Raw genomic sequence first — 23,684 nt, 5'->3', positions numbered from 1 at the left:
CGCATATTCCGAAGTCTTCATATATCGAGTAGGGAATACATCAGCAGATGAGTGACGAAACCCCCGAGATCCCCCAGCCCGGTGAGGACGCGCCCGCCGTGCCGGCGGAGGGCACCGTGATCGACCGCGTCGAGATGGTGGACCTGCAGACCGAGATGCAGCGCTCCTACCTGGACTACGCCATGGCGGTCATCGTCGGGCGCGCCCTGCCCGACGTCCGCGACGGGCTGAAGCCCGTGCACCGCCGCGTCCTGTACGCGATGTTCGACGGCGGCTACCGCCCCGACCGGGCCTACAACAAGTGCGCCCGCGTGGTCGGCGAGGTCATGGGCCAGTACCACCCGCACGGCGACTCGGCGATCTACGACGCCCTGGTCCGCCTCATCCAGGACTGGGTGATGCGCTACCCGCTGGCGCTCGGGCAGGGCAACTTCGGCTCGCCGGGCAACGACGGCGCCGCAGCGCCGCGGTACACCGAGACGAAGATGGCCCCGCTGGCCATGGAGATGGTCCGGGACATCGACGAGGAAACGGTCGACTTCCAGGACAACTACGACGGCAAGAACCAGGAGCCGACGATCCTGCCGGCCCGGTTCCCGAACCTGCTCGCCAACGGTTCGTCCGGCATCGCCGTCGGCATGGCCACCAACATCCCCCCGCACAACCTGCGCGAGCTCGCGGACGGCGTGCAGTGGTACCTGGAGCACCCGGAGGCCACGAAGGAGGAGCTGCTCGAGGAGCTCCTGCGGCGGGTCAAGGGCCCGGATTTCCCGACCGGCGCGCAGATCCTCGGCCACAAGGGCATCGAGGACGCCTACCGGACGGGCCGCGGCTCCATCACGATGCGCGCCGTCGTCAGCGTCGAGGAGCTCCAGGGCCGCACGTGCCTCGTCGTGACGGAGCTGCCCTACCAGGCGAACCCTGACAACCTCTCCGTGAAGATCGCCGAACTCGTCAAGGACGGCAAGATCACCGGCATCGCGGACCTGCGCGACGAGACGTCCGGGCGCACCGGCCAGCGCCTGGTCATCGTGCTCAAGCGCGACGCCGTCGCCAAGGTCGTCCTGAACAACCTCTACAAGCACACCGAGCTGCAGTCGAACTTCTCGGCGAACATGCTCGCCCTGGTCGACGGCGTGCCGCGGACGCTCTCCCTCGACGCGTTCATCCGCCACTGGGTCACCCACCAGGTGGACGTCATCGTGCGCCGCACCGCGTTCCGCCTGCGCAAGGCCGAGGAGGCGGCCCACATCCTGCGCGGCCTGCTCAAGGCGCTCGACGCGCTGGACGAGGTGATTGCCCTGATCCGCCGCTCGTCGACCGTCGAGGACGCCCGCGAGGGCCTCAAGTCGCTCCTGGACATCGACGACCTCCAGGCGCAGGCGATCCTGGACATGCAGCTGCGCCGCCTGGCCGCCCTCGAGCGCCAGAAGATCCAGGACCAGCACGCGAAGCTGGAGACCGAGATCGCGGAGTACAAGGCGATCCTGGCCGACCCGCAGCGTCAGCGCACGATCATCTCCGAGGAGCTCGGGGAGATCGTCGACAAGCACGGCGACGAGCGCCGCACCAAGATCCTCATGGGCTTCGACGGAGACATGTCGATGGAGGACCTGATCCCCGAGGAGGAGATGGTCGTCACCATCACCCGGGGCGGGTACGTCAAGCGCACGCGCAGCGACAACTACCGTTCGCAGAACCGCGGCGGCAAGGGGGTCCGCGGCGCCCAGTTGCGCAGCGACGACGTCGTCGAGCACTTCTTCGTCACGACGACGCACCACTGGCTCCTGTTCTTCACGAACCACGGCCGCGTCTACCGCAGCAAGTGCTACGAGCTCGCCGAGGGCGGCCGCGACGCCAAGGGCCAGCACGTGGCCAACGTCATGGCCTTCCAGCCGGGCGAGCGGATCGCCCAGGTCATGGCCCTGCGCGACTACGAGCAGGCGCCCTACCTGGTGCTCGCGACCCGGAACGGACTCGTCAAGAAGACGCGGCTGTCCGAGTACGACACGAACCGCTCCGCCGGCGTCATCGCCATCAACCTGCGCGACGACGACGAGCTGGTGTCCGCGCAGCTGGTCTCGCCCGACGACGACCTCATGCTCGTCTCCCGCCGGGGGCAGTCCCTGCGCTTCACGGCCACCGACGACGCCCTGCGCCCGATGGGCCGCAACACCTCGGGCGTGACCGGCATGAAGTTCCGGGAGGACGACGAGCTGCTCAGCGCCGACGTCGTCACGGAGGGCTCCTACTCCTTCACCGTGACGGACGGGGGGTACGCCAAGCGCACCTCCATGGACGAGTACCGCGTCCAGGGCCGCGGCGGGCTGGGGATCAAGGTCGGCAAGTACGCCGAGGACCGGGGCGACCTGGTCGGCGCGCTCGTGGTCCAGGACGAGGACGAGGTCCTCGTCGTCATGGCCAGCGGGATGGTGGTGCGCTCGCGCGTCGACCAGGTGCCGGCCAAGGGCCGCGACACGATGGGTGTGATCTTCGCCAAGCCGTCCAAGAAGGACCGGATCATCGCGGTGGCCAAGAACACCGAGCGCGGACTGGGCGGGGACGCCGAGGACGATGCAGTACCGTTGGACCCAGACCAGCCGCAGGAGACCATGGTCGAGGGCGACTCGACGGCTCTTCCCGCGGATGCCGCGGACACCGCCCCGGCGTCCGGCGGCGAGGATTCACAGAACGATGGAGGTAATGCGTGAGCACCCCCAACTCTCCCCGAACGGGCACCGGCCGCCCCGCGGGCACCGGTCCCTCCGGGTCGGCGGGGGGCCGTCCCGCAACCGGGCGCCAGGCTGCGCCCGCCGGAACGGCGCGCACGGCCGCGGTCCGGACCCAGGCGCAGCCCCGCCAGGGCCAGCCGCGGACGCAGCAGCGCCCCGCGGCACGTCCGGGGCAGCGCCCCGAGCAGCTCGTGCGGCCGGCGCCGAAGGCCAAGGTCCGCAAGGCCCGCCTGCTCGTCAGCAAGGTCGACCCCTGGTCGGTCCTCAAGCTCGCGTTCCTGCTGTCCGTGGCCCTGGGGATCGTCACGGTGGTCGCGGCCGTCGTGCTGTGGACCGTGCTGGACCTGACGGGAATCTTCGACCGCATTAACGTCCTCCTCCAGGACGTGGTCGGGGGCCAGGGCGGCTTCGACCTCATGGAGATGGTGAACCTCGGCCAGGTGGCGTCCTTCGCGACGATCATCGCCGTCGTGAACGTCGTGCTGCTCACGGTGCTCTCGATGCTGGCTGCCGTCCTCTACAACATCTCCTCCGCCCTGGTCGGCGGAATCGGCATCACCCTGACCGACGACTAGGCGTTTTCCGGGCACCGACCCGGCGCAGCTCGGCCCCCTCCCGCCCGGGAGGGGGCCGATTTGGTTGCAAGACGGATGGTCGGGTAGAGTCTTATCTCGTTCCCGAGGGGACACGAGAGGGCGTATAGCTCAGGCGGTTAGAGCGCTTCGCTGATAACGAAGAGGTCCCAGGTTCAAGTCCTGGTACGCCCACGATTCCCTCCCTCCGGTGCCCCCCAAGGAGGCCACGCATGCGCAAGCTCCTGGTCTTGGCCGTTGCAGCGGCGGGCGTCTTCACGTACCGGAAGTGGAAGGAAGCAGAGGCGGACCGCACCGCCTGGAGCTCCCAGACCGACCGGGTCGAATAGTTTCCACTCCCGCGGGGGCATGGCGCAATTGGTAGCGCACCTGCTTTGCAAGCAGGGGGTTAGGGGTTCGAGTCCCCTTGCCTCCACCGCACGAAGGGCCCCGGCCGTTGGCCGGGGCCCTTTGCTGTCCGCGCGTGGGAGCGGTCAGGCGTCCGCCGGACCGTCCGCGCGGCGGCGCGGCCCGGGACGCGTGGCCTCCGTGCGGGCCAGGTCCGCGTCGACGTTCTCGGTCGTGGCTGCCGCCGCCACCGGCCCGGGGGCACGGTCCGCGGCGGGGACCTGGCCGGTCTGCGCCTGGGAGGACTCGGCGATGCGCTGGCGGACCTCGGCGGTGCTGGCCTCGGTCGACACGGCCGGCTGCGGAACCGGGGCCGGCTCCACGGGGGCGGGCGCCTTCCACGGGTCCTCGACCGGCTTGGACGCGCGCCAGGCGGCGATCCCGGCGGTGACCGCAGCGGCGATGATCCCGAAGACCAGCAGTCCGCGGCGGCGGCCCTCCCGCTTCTGGGCCTTCTTCAGCTGCTTGCCGGCCTGCCTGGCGGCCTCGGCCGCGGCCTTCTGGGCGCGTCCGACGGCCTTCTTGTCCCCCGACACGGCGGCGACGGCCTGGTGGACCGGCTGCGGGATCCGGGTGCCGTCGAGCCGGCGGGCCGTGGAGTCGGCCGCCTCGCCCAGTTTCGCGCTGGCCGCCGGGATGTACACGTGGACCACCCGGTCGCGGGCGTGCTGGATGGCCGGCGTGGCGTCGTCGACGACCCGGGAGATCTTCGGGCCGACCTTCTCCAGGCCCTCCTGGACCCGGGGCGTCGCCCAGGCCACGCCCCCGGCGAGCTCCGCGGCGGCCCGGTGCAGGCCCTCCTGGATCTTCGGGGACGCCGTGTCGATGCCCCTCTCGAGGCGCGGAACCGCCCAGTTCACCGCGGCCTCCACCCTGGGGACGGCCCAGTCGCGGGCTCCCTCCACTTGGCCGGCGACCGAGTCGCCGATCCCGCGGGCCATGCGTTCTGTCTTCTTCACACGTTCCTCCCGATCGTTTGGGGCATCCGCGCCTAGCCTACGCGGTGCCCCGGTGGCGGGCCACGATGGCGGACGCTGCGCGGCGGACGGGGTTCCGCCGTCGGCGTAGTAGACGCCCGCGGCGGCGGGCCGCCGTGGAAGAATGGGCCGCATGACCGCAATCCCCACGCACAAGGCGACCATCCACACGAACCAGGGCGACATCGTCGTCAACCTCTTCGGCAACCACGCGCCGAAGACCGTCAAGAACTTCGTCGGGCTGGCCACGGGCGAGCAGGCCTGGGTGCACCCGGCCACCGGCGAGGAGCAGCAGGGCAAGTCCCTGTACGAGGGCACGATCTTCCACCGCATCATCGCCGACTTCATGATCCAGGGCGGCGACCCGCTCGGCCAGGGCACCGGCGGCCCCGGCTACCGCTTCGACGACGAGATCAACCCGGACCTGGACTTCACCCAGCCGTACAAGCTCGCCATGGCCAACGCCGGCACGCAGGGCGGACGCGGGACCAACGGCTCCCAGTTCTTCATCACGACCGTCCCGACCACCTGGCTGCAGGGCAAGCACACCATCTTCGGCGACGTGACCGACGAGGAGTCCCGCGCCGTCGTGGACCGCCTCAACGCGGTGCAGACCGATGGCCGCGACAAGCCGGTCGAGGACGTCACCATCACCGGCATCGACGTCGACGCCCTCTAGGAGCGCACGACCAGGCGGGAACCAGAGGGTTCCGCCGCGGGGCCGTCAGGAACCCGGGGCGGAACCCTCCCGTTTTTAAGGAGCGGCCGCGACCGCGGCGACGCCCAGGCACCAGGAGAGAAAGCACATGGCCTTCGGCCCCCAGCCCACGCAGCCCGGCATGGAAGTGCCCGTCTGCCCGCGGCACCCCGACCGCCCGTCCTACGTCCGCTGCCAGCGCTGTGGGCGACCGGCCTGCCCCGAGTGCCAGCGTGCCGCCGCCGTCGGCGTCCAGTGCGTCGACTGCCTGGCGCAGGCGCGCGCCAACGCGCCGCGGACCCGCACCGTGTACGGGGGCCGGCAGCGGGCCGGCCGCCCCGTCGTGACACTGAGCCTCATCGGGGTCTGCGCCGTCGTGTTCCTCCTCCAGTTCGCGGTGCCGGGGCTCCAGGAGCGGCTCCAATACGCGGGCCTGTACACGGGAGGACAGCCGTTCGTCCCGTTCGAGCCCTGGCGGATGCTGAGCGCGAACTTCCTGCACTCCACCGGCTTCCTGATGCACATCGCGTTCAACATGTACGCGCTCTACGTCATCGGCCAGGGACTGGAGCCGATGCTCGGGCGGCTGCGCTTCCTGGTCCTGTACCTCGTGTCGGGGTTCGGCGGCTCCGTGGGCGTGCTGCTGTTGTCCAACCCCAGCGTGCCGGTCGTCGGCGCCTCGGGGGCAGTGTTCGGCCTGTTCGGCGCGCTGCTCGTCGTGATGCGGGCCCGCGGCGGGAACTACGTGCCGGTGCTGATCCTCATCGGCATCAACCTCGTGCTCGGCTTCCTGCCCGGGATGAACATCGCGTGGCAGGCGCACCTCGGCGGGCTCGTGACGGGCCTGGCGCTGGCCGCGGTCTTCGCCTACGCCCCACGCGGACCCCGGCGCGCCGCCCTCCAGTGGACCGGCGTCGCCCTCGTCTCGGCAGCGCTGTTGGCGGGCGCCTGGCTGGGGGCCCAGACGGTCCTGCCCCGCCTCCTCGGCTAACTGTCCACATGGCTTATCCACACTGTTAATAACTGACACCCATGTAATTCCGGCCGAGGCGGCCTCCGACGAACCCCCCGAAACGCGCGATCGCGCGGAACGGGGGGTTCGCTGCTGGGGGGTTACTCACAGCGGGCTCCACAGTTGTGGATAACTTCTGTGCACATCGTGGGGACCGTGGGGATCGGACACCGAGGGGATCACGCCCGATTCCCGCGTGAAATAAGCCGGTTTTCGTGCCGGGCCCCCGCCCCGAGGGCGGCCTGGGCGCGGCACCGCGGCCCTTCCCGCGGGATATCCACACCCGTTCTCCACAGTGTTAATAACTTACAGTCGTGTGATTCGGTCACCACAGGGGCCGCCTGCCCCGCGAGGCCGGGGAATCGAACACAGTTACCAACAGACTTCTCCCCAGTTGTGGATAACCGTGTGCACATGCTGTGTGCAGTCGGGACAAGGCGGTCCGCGCCGTGGACGGGCGCGGGGCCACGGGACGCGGCACCGGGGCCGGGCCGGTGGGGGCGCCCCGCCGGACATCGCCCGCCCGGCCGCGGCCAACGACGCCGCCGGGGACCCGCCGCCCTCTGGCTTCCCCTCCGCCGGACTCCTAGACTCGGGCTGCGGACTCCCGCGGGAGCGCGCGACGGCGGAGGGCGGGGGCGGAATGGGCTACGCATGGACCAGCATCGGTGCGGACCACACGCCCGCGTGGAGCCGGTTGACGCGCGTCCTGGCGGACCACGACGGGACCGAGGAGTCCTACCAGCCCGAGGACCTCGCCGAGGAGCTGGAGGAACAGGGCGTCGACCCGGCTAGGGACACGCTGGCCGTCTGGTCCGGCGACGAGATGGTGGCCTTCGGGCAGCTGCGCGTCGCCGAGGGACCCCGCGACGGCGCGGTGCGCGCCTACCTGGACGGAGGGGTCCACCCGGAGCACCGCGGCCGGGGGCTGGGCCGGGCCGTGATGGACCGGCTCGAGCCGCGTGCGGGCGCGCTGGCCGAGGCGCGCCATCCCGGCAGCCCCGTCGACATGCAGCTCGAGGCGGGCGTTGACTCCACAGCCGGGCGCCTCGCGCGCGCCCGGGGCTACCGGCCCGTCCGCTTCTTCCACGCGATGCGCATCGACTTCGGGCCGTCCGACACGGCCGTCCCCACGCCGGAGGCCGCCGGGCCGCCGGCCGCGGGCGCGTCCCGCATCCTCCCGTTCTCGCCGGGGCTGTCCGAGGCCGTCCGCCTCGCCCACAACGAGGCGTTCGCCGACCATTGGGGTTCCGTCCCGCGCAGCCCCGAGCGATGGGCGGAGACGACGACGGCCGCCCGCTCGTTCCGCCCCGCCCTCAGCCGCGTCGCCCTCGCGCCCGGACGGGGCCCCGACGGTGTCGACGCGTATGTCCTGAGTGCCGAGTGGGAACCCGGCGAGCTCTTCGTCAGCCTTGTCGGCACGCGCCCCCGCGCGCGCGGCCACGGCCTGGCGGGCCGGCTGCTGGCGGAGGTCGTGGCCGCCGCGCGCGACGCCGGCTACCGCAGGGTCGACCTGCACGTGGACGCGGACAGTCCGACGGGCGCCGTCGGCCTCTACGAGCGCTCGGGTTTCGTCCGCGTGCGCACGTCGGCCACCTTCGCACGGCGCGTCGGCCCGGGGTAGCGACCGCCGCCCCACCGCGGAAGGCCGCGTGTGACGGGCGGCACGTTGACGCGGCTGCGCGCCGGGTGAAGTCTGGAGCCATGCGGATACTGGTCACCGGTGGCACCGGCGTGCTCGGCCGGGAGGTGGTGCGGCTGTTGCGGACCCGCGGCGACGACGTGCGGGTCCTCACCCGCCGCTCCGGCGTGGAGGGCGGGATCGTCGGCGATCTGGCGGCCGGCACCGGCCTGGAGGCGGCCTGCGACGGCGCCGACGCCGTCGTCCACCTGGCCAGCGCGACCCGCCGCCCGGGCGACTTCCGGCCCGTAGACGTCGAGGGGACCCGCCTGCTCGCCGAGGCCGCGGCCCGGTCGACCGCGGGGCACCTGCTCCACGCGTCCATCCTGGGCATCGAGGCCATCCCGCTCGAGTACTACCGGGCGAAGCTGGCGGCCGAGTACCGGGTCGCGGACGCCGCCCTCCCCTGGACCATCCTGCGCCTGCCCCAGTTCCACGAGCTGCTGGACTCCGCCCTGTCCGTGCTCGGGTCCTCACCCGTGCTCCCCGTGCCGCGGGGGCTCCGCTTCCAGCCGCTCGCGGCCGCCGACGCGGCCCGCGTGCTCGTCGCGGCGCTCGACGGCGGGCCGCGCCGCCGCATCCTGGCGGCCGGGGGGCCCGAGGAACTGGGCGGCCGGCAGGCCGCCGAGCAATGGCTGGCGGCGCGCCGCGGCTCCGGCGGCCGCGGGGCGCGGGTGCTCGAGGTTCCGTTCCCCGGCCGGGCGGTCGCCGCGTTCCGTTCGGGAGCGGCCCTCGAGCCCGCGTCGCGCCAGCCGGGGATTCCGTTTGGCGAGTGGATCCGGGAGCGGTTCGCGTCCGGACGCGGTCCGGCCTACGTCCGCTGAGCGGTCAGGGCCCGTCCTCGGCGGCGCGGCCCTACGCGCGGGGGACGGGAGGCCCGACGGCCAGCAGGACGGCCGTGGCGATCCCGACGAGGACCGCGCCGGCGAGGGCGGCCGCCACGGGGTGGCGCAGGCACCAGGCCTGCAGCGCCTCCACCGGGCCGGACGGCTCGTCCCCGCCCGGGGCGAGGCGCCAACCGCCATCGAGCAGCCCCGCCCGATCGGTCGAGCGCTCGAACGGGAGGGTCGCGAACGGCACGACGGCGCAGGCCAGGCCCGCGAGTCCACGCAGCGCGCCCCAGCGCTGGTTGACCCAGACGAAGACCGTGACCACGCAGTACGCGAGGAACGCGACGCCGTGGACGAGCCCGAACACCGGCACGAAGGCGTCCGAGGTCCCGGAGTACTTCAGGACCATGCCCAGGATGAGCAGCGCCCACGTGACCATCTCGGCGAGGGCGACGGCTCCGTAGAGCCGGCGCGGGGCGAGGCGGCTTCCGGCGGGGGCGGTGGACGTGGGGGCTCCGCCGGCCGGCATGCGGGCGGTCACCGCCAGCGGGTCGTCATGACGAACCCGAGCATGGCGAAGCCGAAGCCGATGACGATGTTCCATCCGCCGGCGACGGGGATGGGCAGCACGCCCTGGGAGATGTAGTAGACGATGATCCACAGCAGCCCGAGGATCATGAGCCCGAACATGACGGGCTTGTACCAGACGGGCAGGGGCTTCGGGCCGGCGGCGGCGGCTTCCGGGCGCCGCTTGCTGCGGCGGGTCCGCGACTCGGGCAAGGCGTCTCCGATCATTGGGCGTTCCCTGCCCATACTACCGGCTGCCCCCGACGTGCGTCGGGGCCGGTGCTCGCATTTCCGTTGCGGTCTGGCCCGCCGCCATACTGGACCGTGACGGAAAACGCGTCCCCGGGTCCGGCAGGACCGGCGCCCGGGCCGGCTCGATGATTGGCTTGGTGTTCGCCCCATGACGGCTCCCGTGCGGATCCTGGTGATCGACAACTACGACTCGTTCGTCTACACGCTGGTGGGCTACCTGCAGGAGCTCGGGGCGGAGACCACCGTGGTCCGCAACGACGACGTGACCCTCGGCGAGGCCGTCGAACTGGCCGCGGCCCGCGACGGGGTCCTGGTCTCTCCCGGCCCGGGCGAGCCCGCCGGGGCGGGCGTCTGCATCGAGCTCATCCGCTGGTGCGGGCGGGAAGCGAAGCCGATGCTCGGGGTGTGCCTGGGCCATCAGGCCCTGGCCGAGGCGTACGGCGGCGTGGTCACCCACGCCGAGGAGCTGATGCACGGCAAGACGTCGCAGGTCCACCATGGCCCGCACCCCGTGTTCCACGACGTGCCGAACCCGTTCACGGCCACGCGCTACCACTCCCTGGCGGCCGTCCGCGCGTCGATCCCGGACGACCTGGAGATCACCGCGGAGACCGGCGGTGGAGTGGTCATGGGCCTGGCCCACCGGGAGGCGCCGCTGTGGGGCGTCCAGTTCCACCCGGAGTCCGTCCTGACCGAGGGCGGCTACCAGATGCTCGGCAACTGGCTCGAGTCCCTGGGCCTGGCCGGCGCCGCGGCGAAGGCCTCGACGCTCAGCCCCCTGATCAGCGAGTAGGGGACACCGACCGGGCCCTACGGCCGCCCCTGCCCCTGCCCCTGGCCCGGCGCCTGGTCCGAGTTGCCCTGCTCGGCGGACGGCGGGCCGCCGGACTCCTGGCCGCTGCCCTTGCCGGAGTCGTCCTTGGCCCCGTCGTTTCCGGAGCCTTCCCCGCTGTTGTCGGTCTCCTCGGGCGCGGGCGCCGGGGACGGCTCGTCCGGGGCCGTGGCCACCGTGATCGTCACCGTCCCGCCCTGCTCGATGTCCGCCCCGGCCGCGGGGTCCTGTCCCGTGATCGTCCCGGGCTCCAGGACCGTGTTCCCTTCCTCGACCACGCGCAGGGACAGGCCCACGGCCTCGTCCTCGACGGTTGCGCGGGCCTCCTCCACAGAGAGGTCGAGGAGGTTCGGCACGGTCACGTTGCCGGTGGAGAAGGTCAGCTGCACGGTGGATCCGGCCTTGACCTGCTCGCCGAGCTCGGGGTTCGTCCCGATGAGCCGGTCGAACGGGATCGTCGCGCTGTTCTCCCGGAGCACCTCCGGATCGACGACCAGACCCAGCTCCGCGAGGGCGCTGCGGACCGTGGCCTCGGACTGGCCGCGGAGGTCCTCCGGCAGCACCACGTTCTCCGGTCCCTGCGAGACGAACAGCCGCACCTCGGACCGGGCCGGGGCCTGCTCGTTCGCCGCGGGGTCGGTCCCGATCGCGGTGTCGGGCGGCACCGACTCGTCGAACCGGTACTCCGTGATCGGCACCAGGTCCGCGGAAAGGAGCGTGTTCTGCGCGTCCGTGAGTTCCATGTTGGCGACGTCGGGGACGCTGACCAGCGCGTTGCGCGCCTGCTCCTGCTGGAACCAGTTGACGAACAGCCACGCGCCCACGGCCAGGACCAGGACGGCACCGACCGCCAGGACCGTGGCCCAGGCCCGGCGCCGCCGCCGCGCATACTCCTCCTCCTCCGGGGAGCGCCTCGCCGGGGGGCCGCCTGCGAACCCCTCGAGCGGGTGGCCGTCGCGTCCGGCCCCGTCGTGGCCGGCCGCCGCGGCCGCCCCGGCCGCGGCTCCGACGGCGGCGGCCGGCGCCATGCCGGAGCGGTCCACCGGACGGGTTTCGGGGGAGACCGACCCGAAGGCCTGGGTCGCGTCGGGGTCCAGGGCCGCGGTCGCGGGACCGGCGGCGGGGAGGGCCCGGCCGGCGGCGGCCGCCTCGAGGGCGGCGGCGAAGGCGGCAGCGTCCTGGAAGCGGCGGTCCCGCTCCTTGCGCAGGGCCGTGGCGACGACGGCGTCCAGCGCCTCGCCGACCTCCGGGTTGGCGGCGCTGGGCGCGGGCGGCTCCTCGCTGACGTGCTGGTAGGCCAGGGAGACCGGGCTCTCGCCGGTGAACGGGGGCGTGCCGGCCAGCAGCTCGTGCAGCAGGCAGCCCGTGGAGTAGAGGTCGCTGCGCGCGTCGACGGTCTCTCCGCGGGCCTGTTCGGGGGAGAGGTACTGCGCCGTGCCGACGACGGCCTGGGTCTGCGTCATGGTGCTGCCGGTGTCCGCCAGCGCGCGGGCGATCCCGAAGTCCATGACCTTCACGGCCCCGTCGGCGGTGACCATGACGTTGGCGGGTTTGATGTCCCGGTGCACGATGCCCATCCGGTGGCTGTATTCGAGGGCCCCCAGCACCCCGAGGGTGTAGCGGCAGGCGGCGGGGACGTCGACCTCGTCGGCGCGCAGCAGTTCCCGCAGCGTCCGGCCGCGCACGTACTCCATGACGATGAACGGCACGCGCAGGGGCCCCTCGCCGGTGTCCGGGAACTCCTCCTCGCCCGTGTCGTAGACGGCCACGATGGCCGGGTGGTTCAGGCCCGCGGCCGAGCGCGCCTCCCGGCGGAACCGGGCCTCGAAGAGGGGGTCGCGCGCCAGGTCGCGCCGCAGCAGCTTGATCGCGACCTCGCGGTTCAGCCGCAGGTCGGTCGCGTGGTGGACGTCCGCCATCCCGCCGCGGCCGATGAGCTCCCCCACCTCGTAGCGGTCGTTGACGATGCGCGTGTCCGCCATGCCCGGCCTAGCTTCCGTCGGCAAGCGAGCCGACGAGGCCGGATTCGCTCGTCGACGCGGATCCGGCGTCGGTCTGGGTGGCCGGCGCGGACGACGTCGGCGCCGCGGACGTGGGCGCCGCGGACGTCGGCGCCGCCGAGGTCGGGCTGGGCGACGGGGACTGCGACTGCGGTCCCTCCGACAGCATGTACACGACCTCCGAACCGCGCTCGGCGTCGGACCCGGCGGACGGCTGCACGGACACGACCGTGCCCTCGGGCTGGTCGCTGGCGGTCGTCCCTCCCGAGACCGGCACCAGGTCGGCCTGGCGGATCGCCGCGGCGGCCTCGCGTTCGGACATGCCGGTGACGTCGGGGACCGTGGACTGCTCCGGCGGGACCGCGTACGTCACGGTGATGGTCGATCCGACCCGGACCGAACCCGTCGGCGAGACCGCCAGGACGGTGTTCTCGGGCTGGTCGGTGGTCTCCCGCGGCTGGGGGTCCCCCTCGAGGCCGAGGGCTTCGAGCTCGGACAGCGCCTCCTCCAGCTGCCGCCCCAGGAAGGCGTTTTCGCTGATGGTGACCGTCCGCGGCCCCTGGGTGGCCGGGGCGCTGGTGGTGGCGGCCGTCGTCGGTGCCTCCGACGCGGACGTCGTCGCTGCCGACGTCGTCGCCGGGGAGGTCGAGACCGAGGCGGACGCCGTCGGCGTGGGGTCGGCCTCGGAGGCCCCGGTGAGCATCGGGACGAGCCACGCACCCAGCAGCGTGAACAGCACCAGGACGATCAGCGCAATCAGGGGCCACGTCCAGGGGCTGCGCCGCCGCGCGGGCGGCTCCCCGCCGGCCGCGCCGTCGTCGTCCGCCCCGGCGTCGGGATCCCAGCTGCGGCTGGCGCCCAACAGGGTGTCGAAGTCGCCGCCCCGTCCGCCGCCGTCGCCTGCGGATGCCCCGGCACCCGCCGCGTCGCGGGCCTCGCCGGCCGCCGCGGAGCCGGCCGCGGCACCCACGGCCGCCGCGCCGGCCGCGCCTACGGCGGGCAGCGCGCTGGTGCGGGGCGAGCCGGACGCGCCCGTGGTCGGGTTCGCCCGGGTGGGGGTGTCGTAGGCGTTCATCGCCGCGGTGGGCGCGTCGCCGCCGCCGAACGCCAGCATGCCCGGCACGGCGGCCTCGGCGGCCCGGATGTTGCCGGCGCGGATCGCGTCGGCCGCCTCCGCGAGCCGCGTCGCGTTCTCCGGCCGGTCGGCCGGGTCCTTGGCGAGCAGCGCCATGACCAGGGCTCGCACGGGCTCCGGGATCGACTCGGGAAGCGGCGGCGGCTGGTCGTTCACCTGCGCCAGCGCGATCGCGATCTGGGACTCCCCGGAGAAGGGCCGGCGGCCGGCGAGGCACTCGTAGCCGATGATCCCCAGGGAATAGAGGTCGGAGGAGCCCGTGGCCTGCTGGCCCGTCGCCTGCTCCGGCGCCAGGTACTGGGCCGTGCCCATCACCTGGCCGGTCGCGGTCAGGGGAACCTGGTTCGCGATGCGGGCGATCCCGAAGTCGGTGATCTTCACGCGGCCGTCCGGCAGGATCAGCAGGTTCCCCGGCTTCACGTCGCGGTGGACGAGGCCCTGGGCGTGCGCCGCCGCCAGGGCGCGGGCGGTCTGGCTGATGATCGAGAGCGTGCGGTCCGGCGAGAGCACCTGCTCCCGCTCGATGATCGCCGACAGCGGCTGCCCGGGGACGAGCTCCATGACCAGGTAGGCCGAGCCCTCCTCCTCGCCGTAGTCGAACACGTTCGCGATGCCGTTGTGGTTCAGCAGCGCCGTGTGCCGGGCCTCCGCGCGGAAACGCTGCAGGAACCCCTTGTCGCCGGTGTACTCCTCCTTGAGGATCTTGATGGCGACGACGCGGCCCAGGATCTGGTCCCGCGCCTTCCACACCTCGCCCATGCCGCCGATGGCAATCCGCTCGGTCAACCGGAACCGACCGCCCAGGGTGGTTCCCGAACTTGGCCTCACTTGATCAACACCGCCTCTAGCATCTTCTTCAGGTTCGGACTCGTTAGGGTGTGCCCGACGTCGTAGTCGATCTTCTCGATGACGATGGTGACCGCGACCTGCGGGTCGTCCGCCGGCGCGAAGCCCGTGATCCAGGAATTGACCAGATCGGTCTCGCCGATCTCCGACGTGCCGGTCTTCGCCGCCACGTCGATGCCGGGGATGTCGGCCCGCGTGGCCGTGCCGTTCTCGACGGGGCCGCGCATCAGCTGGGTCATCTGCTCGGCCACCTCGGGCGAGGTCGCCGTGCTGAACTCTTGGGGCTGCGGCTCGTCCAGGACGCGCAGGTCCGGGGCCACGACCTTCTCCACCAGGTTCGGCTTCATGATCACGCCGTCGTTCGCGATGGCCATGGCGACCATGTTCATCTGCAGCGGCGTGGTGGCGACGTCGAACTGGCCGATCGCGGACTGGGCCAGCTGGGCGTCGTTCAGTTCGGCCGGGAAGCGGCTGGGCGTCACCCGCAGCGGGATCTCCAGCGGCTGCCCGAACCCGAAGTTCTCCGTGACCTCGCGCAGCTTGTCCTCGCCCACGGTCTGGCTGATCTCCAGGAACGGGGTGTTGCAGCTCTGCGCGATGATGAACTCGAGCGACGCGCGCGCCTGGCGTCCGCAGTTGCCCTGGCCGAAGTTGCTGAACTGGGCCGACGTGCCCGGCAGCGTGACCGTCGGGGGGTTGTCCAGCACGGTCTCCGGCGTGTACTCGCCCGACTCGAGGGCCGCCACGGCGTCGAGGATCTTGAACGTGGAACCCGGCGGGACCAGGTGGCCGGTGGCCGGGTTGATGTTGGGGCTCAGGCCCTCGACCTCGAGGATCTCCTCCATGTTCTCGCGGGCCTGGGACGTGCTGTGCACGGCGAGCTTGTTCGTGTCGTAGCTCGGCTTCGACGCCATGGCCAGGATGTCGCCGGTCTTGGGGTCCGACGCGATGATCGTGCCCTGGACGCCGTCCGGGATCAGGTCGTAGGCGGTCTGCTGCAGCTCGGGGTCGATCGTCAGCTCCACCGACGCGCCCTCGTTGGTGCTGCCCGAGAGCAGGTTGACCATGCGGTCGAAGAACTGTCCCGAGCTCTGGCCGGTGAGCTCCTCGTTCATCACGTGCTCGAGGTGGTTGGAGCCGAACGCGAGCGAGTAGAAGCCGGTCAGGTGCGAGTACAGCAGCGGGTCGTTGTACGTGCGCTGGTACTGGAACTGGCCGTCGGACTCGACGGACTCGGCGACCGGCTCGCCGTCGACCAGGAGGGCGCCGCGGGCGAGGTCGAAGTCCTTGAACAGCTGGCGGTTGTTGAGCGGGTTCGCGTTCAGCTGGTCGGCGGCGAAGAACTGCACGTAGCTCAGGGAACCGAGGATGAACAGGAACAGCACGGTCACTGCGATCCAGACGTTGCGGAGGGCCTGGTTCACGCGTCTCCTCCCTGTTTCGTGGGCAGCACTCCCGGCCGGTCGGGCACGGGATCGGTCATGGGTCCGACGGCCGCCGGGCGGCGGGCCCCGTGGGACACGAGCAGCAGCAGGGCGACGATGATCCAGTTCGAGAGCATCGACGAGCCGCCGGCGGACATGAAGGGCGTGGTCAGGCCCGTCAGGGGGATGAGGCGGGTAATGCCGCCGATCACCACGAAGCACTGCAGGCCGATCGTGAAGGACAGCCCCGCGGCCAGCAGCTTGCCGAACGCGTCCGGGGTGCCGAGCGCGGCCCGGATGCCGCGGCTGACGATCACCGTGTAGAGCAGGACGACGGCGGAGATGCCCACCAGGCCCAGCTCCTCGCCGAGCGCCGCGACGATCATGTCGGAGTTCGCGAGCGGGACCAGGTCGGGGCGCCCGTTGCCGAGCCCCGTCCCCACGAGGCCGCCGCTGGCCAGCCCGAAGAGCCCCTGGACGATCTGGTGGCTGCCCCCGACGGCGTTGATGACCTCGGGGTCGAAGGCGTTGATCCACGCGTCGATGCGCCGCGTGACGTGGCCCATGAACTGGGCGGCGAGCAGCCCGCCGACGGCGACGAGGGAGAGCCCGATGAGGATCCACGAAATGCGGGCCGTGGCAACGTAGATCATCACCATGAACAGTCCGAAGAACAGGATCGAGGAGCCCAGGTCCCGCTGGAAGACGAGCACGCCGATGCTGACGAGCCAGGCCACGACCATGGGGCCGAGGTCGCGGGCCCGGGGCAGCTGCAGGGGGCCGAACTTCCGCCCCGCCAGCAGGATCAGGTCGCGGTTGCTCGAGAGGTAGCCGGCGAAGAACAGGGCCAGCGTGATCTTCGCGATCTCGCCGGGCTGGAACGAGTAGGAGCCGATCCCCACCCAGATCCGCGCGCCGTTGATCTCCCGTCCGAGCCCGGGGATCAGCGGCAGCAGCAGCAGGATCGCACTGATGGCGAGGAACGTGTAGGTGGCGCGGCGCAGGATGCGGTGGTCCCGGATGGCCCACACGGTGATCATGGCGGCGACCATCGCGAGCCCGGTCCACAACAGCTGCCTGGTCGCCGCGTCGTCGCCGCTGACGATGTCCAGGCGGTGGATCATGGCGATGCCGATCCCGTTGACGGCCACGACGCAGGGCAGGATCACCGGGTCGGCGTACTTGGCCCACAGGCGCAGGACGACGTGCAGGGCGAGCGCGAGCCCGGCCAGGACGGCGCCCTGGGACGCGAAGCGCGGGTCCAGGCCGGTCGGGTTGGACAGGCTGACGAGGTAGTTGGCTCCGATGGCCACCGCGAGGGCGAGCAGCAGCAGGAGCAGTTCGGTGTTCCGGCGGGGACGGCCGGGGGTCGTCGTCTCGGGCATCTCGGTCATCGTCCCTCCACCTCCTGGCAGTAGGCGGGTAGGTCAGCGGGCTGGCTTCCGGCGGCGTTGCCGTCCTCGGGGACGACGACGGGGCAGGCCTGGCGTGCGGTGATGCGCAATTCCCCGACGATGTCCTGGGCGTGCGCCAGGTCCCGGGCGGCGAGCGAGCTGCGCAGCCGCTGCTGGGTGTACGCGGGCAACACGTCCAGGGGAATCTCGGTCAGCGTGTCGACGTGGGACAGCTCGATCGGACCGAGGTCCTGGGAGACGCCCTTGAAGATCGCGACCTGTCCCTCGTGGTTGCCGACGTAGTACTGCGTCTGGGTCCAGGCGTAGCCGAACCAGAGCACCGCGGCCAGGGTCAGCCCCATCAGGGCCAGGAACGCGGGGACCAGCCAGCGGGTGATGCGCCGCCGCCGCCGCGCAGGGGCCACGGCGGCCCGCGGGCTGTCGGCGTCCAGCGCCTTGTGGGTCAGGATCGCGGCCGCGCGTTTCTGCGCGGAGCGCTGGGTGACGATCGGGATCTGGCCGGTCTCGGTGGCCAGGGCCGCGGCGCCCACGATCGTGTGCGGGCGGCGGGCCATCTCGTGCCGGATGATCGCCGCGCTGACCTCGAGGTCGGACTCGTCGCCGAGGCTCTGCAGCTGGCCGGTGTCCGGGCTGGCCGTGCCCTCGGGCTCGGCGGGCGCCGGCACCGGGTCCGAACCGTCGTCCTCCACCACATCGACGGCGACGATGGTGACGTTGTCGGGCGCACCGTGGGCCAGCGTCGTCTCGACGAGGTCGTCGACCGTCTCCTGCAGGGACTTCGTGCCGCGGACGATCTGCTCGATCACTTCGTCCGGGACGACGGCGTTGAGGCCGTCGGAGCAGAGAATCCAGCGTTCCCCGGGGGCCACCGGGAACGAGTCGATGTCGAGCTCGGGGCTGGCGTCGGAGTCGCCGAGGACCCGCATGAGGACGTTCTTGTGGGGGTGGGACTCGGCCTGCTCGGGCCGCAGGCGGCCCTCGTCCACGAGCCGCTGGACGAACGTGTGGTCCTTGCTGATCTGCTCGAACTGACCGTCCTTGAGCCGGTAGGCGCGGGAGTCGCCAATATGCGCGTAGCGGAATGTGTCGCCGGTCAGCAGTAGCGCCGTCACCGTCGTGCCCATGCCGGAGAGCTTGGGGTTGGCGTTGACGAGCTCGTTGAGGATCGAATTCGCGGTCTGAATCTCGTCCGGCAGGACCGTTTCCGGGTCCTCGGACGTCTCCTGGTCCAGGTGGACCAGGTCCAGCACCGTGGACGACGACGCCACGTCGCCGCCGACGTGCCCGCCCATGCCGTCGGCGACCACCGCGAGGTGGCGCCCGGCATAGCCGGAGTCGTCGTTCTTGGCGCGGACCCTGCCGACGTCGGACCGCGCCGCGAACCTCAGCACGAGGGGCATGTCAGGGCCTCAGCTCCATGACGGTCTTGCCGATCCGGATGCGCTGTCCGGGTTCGACGGGCTGGGCGCGGGTGAGCTGGGAGTCGCCGAGGAAGGTGCCGTTGGTGGAGCCGAGGTCCTCGAGGAACCAGCGGCTGCCCTGCGGGAACAGGCGGGCGTGCCGGCCGGAGGCGTAGTCGTCCTCGAGGACCAGGGTGGCCTCCTGGGCCCGGCCGAGCAGGATGGGGCTCGCCGCCAGGTCGATGGTGGTCCCAGTGGACGGGCCCTCCACGACGGCCAGCGTCCGGGCCGGGCGGCGGGCGGCCGCCGGCGCGGGGGGCTCGGCGCGCTCCGGGTGCCGCCGCGCCTCCCGCGAGGACGCGGGCACGCCGGTGCGGTCCTTGCGTCCGACGGCGAGGTCCCGGCGCAGGGCCCCCACGACGCCGAGGACGAGGAGCCACAGCAGGATCAGGAAGGCCAGCCGCAGGACGGTCAGGACCAGGTCGCTCATTTCGCTCATGCACGTCCTCCACTACGGGGGGGGAAGGAGCCGGAAGGTGATGCGCGTGCGGCCCATTGCCAGGACCGATCCGTCGAGGAGCTCCAACCGGCCCTCGACGCGCTGCCCGTTGACGTAGCTGCCGTTGGTGGAGCCGAGGTCCACCGCGAACACCGCGCCTCCGTCGCGCACGATCTCGACGTGCCGGCGCGAGACGCCGGGGTCGTCGATGGGGATGTCCGCCTCGGCGGAGCGCCCGAGGACGATCGAGTCCGCGTTCAGGGCGTACCGCTGTCCGTCCAGGTCCAGCACGGGCTGCAGCGGCCGGGGGTCGCGCGCCGGCGTCGCGGGGCGCTGCGGGGCGGCGTCGCGGTCCCCGACCATCTCCGCGTCGACGGCGAAGTGGCCCTGCTTGAGCCCGGCTTCCTTCGCGAACGACACCCGCACCGTCCCCTGCAGCGTGTAGTGCTGGGACTGGGCATGGTCGACGGCGACGTCGCAGAGTTCGGCCGCGAGGGCCTGGCCCCACCCGCGCGCCGTCGCGAAGTCGTTCTCGCCCAGTCGCACCGTGAACACGTTGGGCGCGAGGGTGCGGCCCTCCGAAAGGGACAGCGACTTGGCGTCCATCGCGTTGCGCAGCCGGCTGGCGATCTCCACCGGCTTGACCTCGGCCGAACCCGAACGGAACACGCTCGTGACCAGCTTCTCGAGGCCGCGCTCGACGTTGTCCACCAGTCCCATGGCGCGGCTCCTTCCGTTGTTCCGCTTGTCCGTTCTCGCTCCGTCCGCAGGCACGGCGGAACCCCCGGGCGTCGGGCCCGTGTTCGTCCGATACTACTTGCCCGGCCCCGGAATGGGTCCGGTGCCGGCCGCTTCGCTCCCCCATCGCAACGTCCGCTAGGGCCCGGCGGTTCCCGCGGCGGCGCGGATCCCGGCTGTTCCGGGACCGGAATGGGTGGCGTCGCGCACACTTTCCGGGAGGGCGGGGCCCCGATTAGGAATCGGCGGGGAAAGCTGGTTATGATGGATCTCGCTGTTCGGGGCGGAAGCCCGCGGAAAGCGACTCGCGCGAGTGGCGGAATTGGCAGACGCGCTGGCTTCAGGTGCCAGTGCCCGCAAGGGCGTGGGGGTTCAAGTCCCCCCTCGCGCACGAGGCGAGAAAAGGCCCCGGTCCCCTGGACCGGGGCCTTTCGTTCGTCCGCGGTCCGGCCCTGGAGTCGGACCCCTTGACGCGGGCGCGCCGGGACGCAGGATGGGAAGGGCCGAACCCGAAACCCCAGGAGGCCGCCATGGCACGTCCCGTCCACTTCGAGATCCAGGCCGACAACGTCGACCGCGCCCGGGAGTTCTACGGCGCCGCCTTCGGATGGACTTTCGAGGACTACTCCCAATTCACCGGCGACACGTACTGGGGCATCACCACCGGAGGCGACTCCGAGCCCGGGATCAACGGCGGTCTGCTGAAACGGCCCGCCCCGGCCCCCGAGATCGGGCAGGGCACGAACGCCTACGTCGTCACCATGGTCGTCGACGACTACGACGCCGCCGAGCAGCGCATCCTCGGGGCGGGGGGCCAGCTCGCCCTCCCCAAGTTCGCGCTCCCCGGGATGGCCTGGCAGGGGTACTACCTGGACCCGGAGGGCAACACGTTCGGCATCCACCAGCCGGACGAGACCGCGGGGCTCGACGACGAGGGGAAGTGACGTGTCCCACAGACGCCGTGGGGGGCATGCATAGACTGGTGCCCGGCCGCCGCATCCGCGGCGCGCCGACCCGAGCGAAAGCGAAGGAGCGCCACGCATGGCGGAACGCACGCCCCACCAGAACACGACGTTCACCTCCAACGGGGAGCAGGCCCACGGCTACCTCGCGCTGCCCGAGTCGGGCCGCGGCCCGGGCGTCATCGTCATCCAGGAGTGGTGGGGCCTGACCGACCACATCCGCGACGTGGCCGACCGGCTCGCCGCGGAGGGGTTCGTCGCGCTGGCGCCGGACCTGTACGGCGGCTGGATCACGCACGACGGGGACGAGGCCGGGGAGATGATGCAGAGGCTCCCGGCCGAGGAGGGGGCGCGGCTGCTCGGCGGCGCCGTCGACCACCTGCTCTCGCTCGGGGAGACGACCGGGGACGCCGTCGGCGCCATCGGCTTCTGCATGGGCGGCGGGTTCGTGCTGGCCCTGGCGGCGCAGCAGGGCGACAAGGTCGCGGCCGCGGTCCCCTTCTACGGCGTGGGCCAGGCCGTCCCCGACTCCTACACCGGGGTCAAGGCGGCGATCCAGGGCCACTACGCGGAGCAGGACGGGATGTACCCGCCCGAGAAGGCCCGGGAGCAGGAGGAGCAGATCCGGCGCGAGTCGGGCGCCGACGTCGTCTTCCACTTCTACGACGCCCCGCACGCCTTCCACAACGACGAGAATCCGCAGGGCAACTACCGGCCGGAGCACGCCCGCGCCGCGTGGGAGCGCGCCGTCGGCTTCCTGAAGGACCGGCTCGGCGCCTCCGCCGCCTGAACAACCACACCCCCACCGACCGCCGGCGACGACCGCCGCCGGCACTTCCCAAGGAGGAAACCCATGTCAGGAACCGTGATCGTCGGCGTCGACGGCAGCGACACCGCGTTTAAGGCCGCCAGCCGCGCCGCCACCGTCGCGGCGGGCCTCGGCGCCCAGCTGCTGGTGGTCACCGCCCACACGAAGGACAACACGGAGGTCGTGCGCATCGGCAGCGACACCTGGATCCTCGACGACGCCGAGCAGGCCCGCAAGCTCGCCGACAAGACGGCGGCGCGCCTGCGCGACCAGGTTCCCGGCGCCGACATCGCCGCGCGGGCCGCGTTCGGGAAGCCCCAGGACGCGCTTGTCGAGGTCGCCACGGAGACGAAGGCGCAGCTGATCGTCGTGGGCAACGTCGGCATGCGCGGCCTCGGGCGCGTGCTGGGTTCGGTCGCGAGCAGCGTCGCCCACGCGGCGCCCTGCGACGTCTACATCGTCAAGACCGCCGGCTAGCCGCCAGACGGCGCGACGGCGGGGCACCGCACCGGTGCCCCGCCGTCGCGCCGTTCGGCCGCTACCTCCCGGCCGGCTTGTCCTTCGCCGCGTGGGCGGCCTTGACCCGGCGCTCCTCTTCGCGCACCGCGGCCATGTTCGCTCGCTCCGCGCGCAGCCACTCCGGCCGCTCCGCGAGCAGCGCATCGATCTCCTGCGTCGTGAGCGGCTCCGTCACGCCGCCGCGGGTCAGCCCGGAAATCGTGACGTTCAGCTTGTGGGCCACCACCGGGCGCGGGTGCGGGCCGTTCGCCCGCAGCTCCTGCAGCCACTCGGGCGGATCGTTCATCAGTTCCTGCAGGGCCTCGCGCGTGATCGGGTGCTCCTGGAAGTCCGCAGGCGCGGCGGGAAGGTAGATGCCAAGCTTCTTGGCCGCCGTCGCCGGCTTCATGGTCTGCGGTTGTTTCGCCATGCCCCCAGTCTAGGGGCGGGGGAGCGGCCGGCACCGCGGCGCCGCGTAGCCTTGGGGCGTGGACACCCTGAGGATCGCCTACGCCCCCGGCGTGATGCCCGGCAAGTGGCTCGACCGCTGGAACCGGCGCCGCCCGGACGCCCCCGTGCGCGCGTGGCGCCACGATTCCGGCGACCCCCGCGCGCTGCTCGCCTCCGGGGAGGCGGACATGGTGTTCGTCCGCTACCCGGACGGGGACACCGTGGCGGATGGGGCGACCCACGCGATCCCCCTCTACGAGGAACTGCCTGTGGTGTGCGCGCCGAAGGACGACGACGTCGAACTGTACGACGAATCGGTCCCCGCGTCCGAGCTCGAGGGGCGCGTGTTCCTGGACCTCGCCGACTACCCGCCGGAGGTGGGCGGCGCGAAGATGGCGCTCGAGGTCGTGGCCTCCGGGGCGGGCCTGCTGGTGCTCCCGATGTCCGTCGCCCGCCTCTTCCAGCGCCGGGACGTCGTGGCGCGGGTACTCGAGGGCGCCCCACCGACCCGCGTCGCGCTCGCCTGGCCGCGTCCCGCCGACGGTGCGCCCAACGACGACCTCGTCGAGGAGTTCATCGGGATCGTCCGCGGGCGCCGGGAGACCTCGTCCCGCCAGCCCTCCGTGCGGGAGCGCCAGCAGGAGGAGGCGTCGCGGGCGCAGCGGCGCCGCCAGGGCGCCGGAGGGGCCGTGGGGAAGGGCTCGGGCCAGGGCGGCGGGGCCGCGAAGTCGTCCAAGGGCGGGAGCGCGAAGGGCCGCGGTTCCGGCGGGGCCCGGCGTCCCGGGAAGCAGGGGCGCCGCTAGGCCGCTACTGGAAGAGCTGCCCGACCCGGGCGAGGGTCTGGCCGATGCCGTAGACCAGCGGCACCCCGACCAGAAGCCAGCCGAAGGCCAGCCGCGCCGCCGAGGGCCGCGTCGGAACGTCGTGGGGGGCGTGGATCGGATCCATG

Annotated in this window: 24 protein-coding genes and 3 tRNA genes; 15 read left to right on the top strand and 12 right to left on the bottom strand. The window is 72.3% G+C overall.

Features of this window, described 5'->3' with window-relative positions; all coding sequences use genetic code 11:
- The first annotated feature begins 47 nt into the window (after positions 1 to 47).
- From gyrA to AC1Q5D_RS15225, 5 genes are all read left to right on the top strand, one after another.
- Positions 48 to 2,711: a DNA gyrase subunit A gene (gyrA, locus tag AC1Q5D_RS15245; RefSeq protein WP_481739309.1), complete on the top strand. Its 2,664-nt coding sequence runs from the start codon at positions 48 to 50 to the stop codon at positions 2,709 to 2,711.
- The gene (locus tag AC1Q5D_RS15240; RefSeq protein ID WP_481739308.1) at positions 2,708 to 3,307 is read left to right on the top strand and encodes a DUF3566 domain-containing protein; all 600 of its coding nucleotides are present in this window, start codon (positions 2,708 to 2,710) and stop codon (positions 3,305 to 3,307) included. The genes gyrA and AC1Q5D_RS15240 overlap by 4 nt, the downstream gene beginning before the upstream one ends.
- A gap of 118 nt (positions 3,308 to 3,425) precedes the next feature.
- A tRNA-Ile gene (locus AC1Q5D_RS15235) sits at positions 3,426 to 3,499 on the top strand.
- 38 nt (positions 3,500 to 3,537) lie between these two features.
- Positions 3,538 to 3,654 carry a DLW-39 family protein gene (locus AC1Q5D_RS15230; protein ID WP_481739307.1) on the top strand — a complete coding sequence of 39 codons (117 nt, stop codon included), beginning with the start codon at positions 3,538 to 3,540 and terminating at the stop codon, positions 3,652 to 3,654.
- 13 nt (positions 3,655 to 3,667) lie between these two features.
- A tRNA-Ala gene (locus AC1Q5D_RS15225) sits at positions 3,668 to 3,740 on the top strand.
- 58 nt (positions 3,741 to 3,798) lie between these two features.
- Here AC1Q5D_RS15225 and AC1Q5D_RS15220 read toward each other — a convergent pair.
- On the bottom strand, positions 3,799 to 4,671 hold the full coding sequence (locus AC1Q5D_RS15220; protein ID WP_481739306.1) for a hypothetical protein: 873 nt from the start codon (positions 4,669 to 4,671) through the stop codon (positions 3,799 to 3,801).
- Between the two features lie 151 nt (positions 4,672 to 4,822).
- On the opposite strand from AC1Q5D_RS15220, the gene AC1Q5D_RS15215 reads away from it, so the two are divergent.
- The 4 genes from AC1Q5D_RS15215 to AC1Q5D_RS15200 all read left to right on the top strand — a co-directional run bounded on the left by AC1Q5D_RS15215 (position 4,823) and on the right by AC1Q5D_RS15200 (position 8,903).
- Positions 4,823 to 5,368: a peptidylprolyl isomerase gene (locus AC1Q5D_RS15215; RefSeq protein WP_481739305.1), complete on the top strand. Its 546-nt coding sequence runs from the start codon at positions 4,823 to 4,825 to the stop codon at positions 5,366 to 5,368.
- Between the two features lie 127 nt (positions 5,369 to 5,495).
- A complete protein-coding gene (locus AC1Q5D_RS15210; protein ID WP_481739304.1) occupies positions 5,496 to 6,377 on the top strand; it encodes a rhomboid family intramembrane serine protease in 882 nt (293 codons plus the stop codon).
- A 664-nt stretch (positions 6,378 to 7,041) separates the two neighbouring features.
- A complete protein-coding gene (locus tag AC1Q5D_RS15205; protein ID WP_481739303.1) occupies positions 7,042 to 8,022 on the top strand; it encodes a GNAT family N-acetyltransferase in 981 nt (326 codons plus the stop codon).
- Between the two features lie 80 nt (positions 8,023 to 8,102).
- Complete coding sequence (locus AC1Q5D_RS15200; RefSeq protein ID WP_481739302.1) at positions 8,103 to 8,903, top strand: SDR family oxidoreductase; 801 nt, start codon at positions 8,103 to 8,105, stop codon at positions 8,901 to 8,903.
- Positions 8,904 to 8,934: 31 nt separating this feature from the next.
- On the opposite strand, the gene AC1Q5D_RS15195 is transcribed toward AC1Q5D_RS15200, so the two are convergent.
- Together AC1Q5D_RS15195 and AC1Q5D_RS15190 are read right to left on the bottom strand one after the other, a co-directional pair.
- Positions 8,935 to 9,450: a DUF3817 domain-containing protein gene (locus tag AC1Q5D_RS15195; protein WP_481739301.1), complete on the bottom strand. Its 516-nt coding sequence runs from the start codon at positions 9,448 to 9,450 to the stop codon at positions 8,935 to 8,937.
- Positions 9,447 to 9,689 (bottom strand): cell division protein CrgA, encoded by a 243-nt coding sequence (locus tag AC1Q5D_RS15190; protein WP_481739327.1) that lies wholly within the window; start codon positions 9,687 to 9,689, stop codon positions 9,447 to 9,449. The genes AC1Q5D_RS15195 and AC1Q5D_RS15190 overlap by 4 nt, the downstream gene beginning before the upstream one ends.
- Before the next feature lie 187 nt (positions 9,690 to 9,876).
- Here AC1Q5D_RS15190 and AC1Q5D_RS15185 point away from each other — a divergent pair, with 187 nt between their 5' ends.
- On the top strand, positions 9,877 to 10,521 hold the full coding sequence (locus AC1Q5D_RS15185; RefSeq protein ID WP_481739300.1) for an anthranilate synthase component II: 645 nt from the start codon (positions 9,877 to 9,879) through the stop codon (positions 10,519 to 10,521).
- 17 nt (positions 10,522 to 10,538) lie between these two features.
- On the opposite strand, the gene pknB is transcribed toward AC1Q5D_RS15185, so the two are convergent.
- The 7 genes from pknB to AC1Q5D_RS15150 are packed head-to-tail and all read right to left on the bottom strand — an operon-like array spanning position 10,539 to position 19,999.
- Positions 10,539 to 12,542 carry a Stk1 family PASTA domain-containing Ser/Thr kinase gene (gene pknB, locus AC1Q5D_RS15180; protein ID WP_481739299.1) on the bottom strand — a complete coding sequence of 668 codons (2,004 nt, stop codon included), beginning with the start codon at positions 12,540 to 12,542 and terminating at the stop codon, positions 10,539 to 10,541.
- A gap of 7 nt (positions 12,543 to 12,549) precedes the next feature.
- Positions 12,550 to 14,523 carry a protein kinase domain-containing protein gene (locus tag AC1Q5D_RS15175; protein ID WP_481739298.1) on the bottom strand — a complete coding sequence of 658 codons (1,974 nt, stop codon included), beginning with the start codon at positions 14,521 to 14,523 and terminating at the stop codon, positions 12,550 to 12,552.
- Complete coding sequence (locus tag AC1Q5D_RS15170) at positions 14,520 to 15,965, bottom strand: peptidoglycan D,D-transpeptidase FtsI family protein (RefSeq protein WP_481739297.1); 1,446 nt, start codon at positions 15,963 to 15,965, stop codon at positions 14,520 to 14,522. Before AC1Q5D_RS15170 ends, AC1Q5D_RS15175 begins: the two co-directional genes overlap by 4 nt.
- Positions 15,962 to 17,350, bottom strand: a complete 1,389-nt coding sequence (locus AC1Q5D_RS15165) for an FtsW/RodA/SpoVE family cell cycle protein (RefSeq protein WP_481739326.1) — start codon at positions 17,348 to 17,350, stop codon at positions 15,962 to 15,964. Before AC1Q5D_RS15165 ends, AC1Q5D_RS15170 begins: the two co-directional genes overlap by 4 nt.
- Positions 17,351 to 17,355: 5 nt before the next feature.
- Positions 17,356 to 18,780, bottom strand: coding sequence for a PP2C family protein-serine/threonine phosphatase (locus tag AC1Q5D_RS15160; protein ID WP_481739296.1), 1,425 nt, complete (start codon positions 18,778 to 18,780; stop codon positions 17,356 to 17,358).
- Position 18,781: 1 nt separating this feature from the next.
- A complete protein-coding gene (locus tag AC1Q5D_RS15155; RefSeq protein WP_481739325.1) occupies positions 18,782 to 19,270 on the bottom strand; it encodes an FHA domain-containing protein FhaB/FipA in 489 nt (162 codons plus the stop codon).
- A 21-nt stretch (positions 19,271 to 19,291) separates the two neighbouring features.
- Positions 19,292 to 19,999, bottom strand: a complete 708-nt coding sequence (locus tag AC1Q5D_RS15150; RefSeq protein WP_481739295.1) for an FhaA domain-containing protein — start codon at positions 19,997 to 19,999, stop codon at positions 19,292 to 19,294.
- 325 nt (positions 20,000 to 20,324) lie between these two features.
- Between AC1Q5D_RS15150 and AC1Q5D_RS15145 the strand changes: the two genes are divergently transcribed.
- The 4 genes from AC1Q5D_RS15145 to AC1Q5D_RS15130 all read left to right on the top strand — a co-directional run bounded on the left by AC1Q5D_RS15145 (position 20,325) and on the right by AC1Q5D_RS15130 (position 22,264).
- Positions 20,325 to 20,408 (top strand) — tRNA-Leu (locus AC1Q5D_RS15145).
- Positions 20,409 to 20,547: 139 nt separating this feature from the next.
- A complete protein-coding gene (locus AC1Q5D_RS15140) occupies positions 20,548 to 20,961 on the top strand; it encodes a VOC family protein (RefSeq protein WP_481739294.1) in 414 nt (137 codons plus the stop codon).
- Between the two features lie 97 nt (positions 20,962 to 21,058).
- Positions 21,059 to 21,769: a dienelactone hydrolase family protein gene (locus AC1Q5D_RS15135; protein ID WP_481739293.1), complete on the top strand. Its 711-nt coding sequence runs from the start codon at positions 21,059 to 21,061 to the stop codon at positions 21,767 to 21,769.
- Between the two features lie 63 nt (positions 21,770 to 21,832).
- On the top strand, positions 21,833 to 22,264 hold the full coding sequence (locus AC1Q5D_RS15130) for a universal stress protein (RefSeq protein WP_481739292.1): 432 nt from the start codon (positions 21,833 to 21,835) through the stop codon (positions 22,262 to 22,264).
- A gap of 61 nt (positions 22,265 to 22,325) precedes the next feature.
- Here the strand turns inward: AC1Q5D_RS15130 and AC1Q5D_RS15125 are convergent, their stop codons facing one another.
- Positions 22,326 to 22,715 carry a DUF5997 family protein gene (locus tag AC1Q5D_RS15125; protein ID WP_481739291.1) on the bottom strand — a complete coding sequence of 130 codons (390 nt, stop codon included), beginning with the start codon at positions 22,713 to 22,715 and terminating at the stop codon, positions 22,326 to 22,328.
- 58 nt (positions 22,716 to 22,773) lie between these two features.
- Here AC1Q5D_RS15125 and AC1Q5D_RS15120 point away from each other — a divergent pair, with 58 nt between their 5' ends.
- The gene (locus AC1Q5D_RS15120) at positions 22,774 to 23,538 is read left to right on the top strand and encodes a LysR substrate-binding domain-containing protein (RefSeq protein WP_481739290.1); all 765 of its coding nucleotides are present in this window, start codon (positions 22,774 to 22,776) and stop codon (positions 23,536 to 23,538) included.
- Between the two features lie 4 nt (positions 23,539 to 23,542).
- On the opposite strand, the gene AC1Q5D_RS15115 is transcribed toward AC1Q5D_RS15120, so the two are convergent.
- Positions 23,543 to 23,683, bottom strand: coding sequence for an MFS transporter small subunit (locus tag AC1Q5D_RS15115; protein WP_481739289.1), 141 nt, complete (start codon positions 23,681 to 23,683; stop codon positions 23,543 to 23,545).
- Position 23,684 lies beyond the last annotated feature (1 nt).

This window comes from Arthrobacter paludis (assembly GCF_056782315.1).
The sequence above is the reverse complement of the archived record's forward strand: the minus strand, read 5'-3'. Positions and strand labels throughout refer to the sequence as shown.